Annotated in this window: 2 protein-coding genes; both read left to right on the plus strand. The window is 42.0% G+C overall.

The annotated features are described in order from the left end of the window. The coding region (locus ACT3T7_RS18335; protein WP_444631917.1) for a tripartite tricarboxylate transporter TctB family protein at positions 1 to 357 on the plus strand (357 nt) is incomplete at its 5' end. After that, positions 357 to 1,862 carry a tripartite tricarboxylate transporter permease gene (locus ACT3T7_RS18340; RefSeq protein WP_444631919.1) on the plus strand — a complete coding sequence of 502 codons (1,506 nt, stop codon included), beginning with the start codon at positions 357 to 359 and terminating at the stop codon, positions 1,860 to 1,862. The genes ACT3T7_RS18335 and ACT3T7_RS18340, both read left to right, overlap by 1 nt. The last annotated feature ends 126 nt before the right edge of the window (positions 1,863 to 1,988 follow it).

The raw sequence follows: 1,988 nt of genomic DNA on the forward strand, positions 1-1,988 counted from the left end.
TTAGGAACTTTGAGAAACATGGGGCCTGGATATTTGCCAAGAGTCTTGGGATGTTTTCTTGGTGCGCTTGGTGTTCTGATAATGGCTTTTTCAGCCAAGACAGCGACTGATTTTCCGAAAATTAACGTTAGAGCGTTAGTTTGTATTACTACAGGCATCGTTGTGTTTGCTTCCTTAATGAACCCCGCTGGGCTATTCATTTCAACAGTTACGCTTGTTTTTTTGTGCGGTTTAAGTGAGAAAAAGTTCAAGCCAGTAAGGTTGGCTTTGATATCACTTGCATTATGCCTAATGTCGTATCTAATCTTTATACTGGGGCTTAATATGCCAATTCGCCTTTTTCCTTGGAGTTTCTAATGGAAATTATAAATAATTTGGCACTTGGTATATCCGTTGCTTTTACCCTTGAAAACCTTATGTATTGCGCTTTGGGCGTAACGATTGGAATGTTTATTGGGGTTATCCCAGGTGTTGGCCACCTCGCTGCTATTTCGATGCTCTTGCCCTTAACATATTATGTACCCGCTACAACGGCGCTCGTAATGTTAGCTGGCATTTATTATGGGGCACAGTATGGTGGGTCCACGGCGGCAATTCTCCTGAATTTGCCTGGTACACCGTCTTCGTCTGTCATCTGTTTGGACGGCTATCCCATGTCGAAAAATGGGCGGGCTGGTGTTGCGCTTTTTATGACGACGATTGCATCGTTTGTAGGTAGCTTTATTACAGTAATTGTACTGGCTGCTTTTGCACCTCCTTTGGCAAATTTTGCCGTTGCTTTTAATTCGGCAGATTATTTTGCCATGATGTTGCTTGGACTCGTGGCCGCTGCAATTCTAGTGCAGGGATCGCCTGCCAAGGGGTTGGCAGCAGTCGTGTTCGGTCTTATGTTAGGGATGGTAGGTACTGACGTAAGTACTGGTATTCAACGATACACGTTTGGGCTTACTTTTCTCTATGATGGTATCAATATTGTAGCCATTGCTATGGGCATTTTTGGTGTTACAGAAGTCATTGCAAATGTTGGTAAAGTGGCTCAGATAAAAAATGGTCAAAAAATTACGTTTCGTTCACTTTTACCAACGAAGCGTGATGTTAAAGATAGTGTGTTTCCTATATTAAGAGGTACTGGAATAGGTACCGGGATTGGCATATTGCCAGGAACGGGCACGTCAATAGGATCTTTTATAGCCTATGCCTTGGAGAAAAGAGTTTCTAAGGACCCTTCCAAATTCGGCAAAGGGGCGATAGAAGGTATTACTGCGCCTGAAAGTGCAAATAATGCAGCAGCTCAATCTGCTTTTATACCTACTTTAACCTTGGGTATTCCCGGTGATGCAGTTATGGCTCTTATGCTCGGCGCGCTTTTAATCCACGGCATCACGCCAGGGCCTAATGTTATTTCAGATAACCCTGATTTGTTTTGGGGATTAGTTGTTAGTTTTTTAATTGGTAATTTACTTCTTTTGATACTTAATATACCGATGGTGGGGTTATGGGTTCGCTTGTTGAAAATACCTTATCCTATACTTTACCCCGCAATTATTCTGTTTATTGTGATCGGTGTTTATAGCATTAATTATGCCAATATGGATATTATGCTAGTGGCTGTGTTTGGCGTTATTGGATGCGTGTTATTAATCTTGGGTTTTGAACCAGCGCCATTGCTCCTTGGGTATATTTTGGGGCCGATGATGGAAGAAAACTTTCGGCGTGCCATGTTGATAAGCCGGGGAGATTTGATGGTGTTTTTAGAAAGACCTGTTAGCGCAACCTTTTTTGCGTTAATAGCACTTTTTTTATGTTGGTCAATCTATTCAGCAATTAAGCAAAGGCTTAGCCCCGTTGAGGGCGAGCTTTAGCGCATTAATTTTAAATTGAGCCTTAAAAGTTGTTTTTAATGCTTGGGAAGCTTTTAGGTTCTGTCTGAAAAGTTGGCGAGTGAAAGCAAGGTAAAATCGGTAAAGAAGCGGAGTTTACTAAAGAGC

The organism is Halomonas sp. 111 (assembly GCF_052379685.1).
Classification (GTDB): Bacteria; Pseudomonadota; Gammaproteobacteria; order Pseudomonadales; family Halomonadaceae; genus Vreelandella; species Vreelandella citrativorans.

What these genes read in the sequence shown, in the direction of transcription:
- ACT3T7_RS18340 (WP_444631919.1), top strand. Translation starts at nt 357, where the DNA reads ATGGAAATTATAAATAATTTGGCACTTGGTATATCCGTTGCTTTTACC.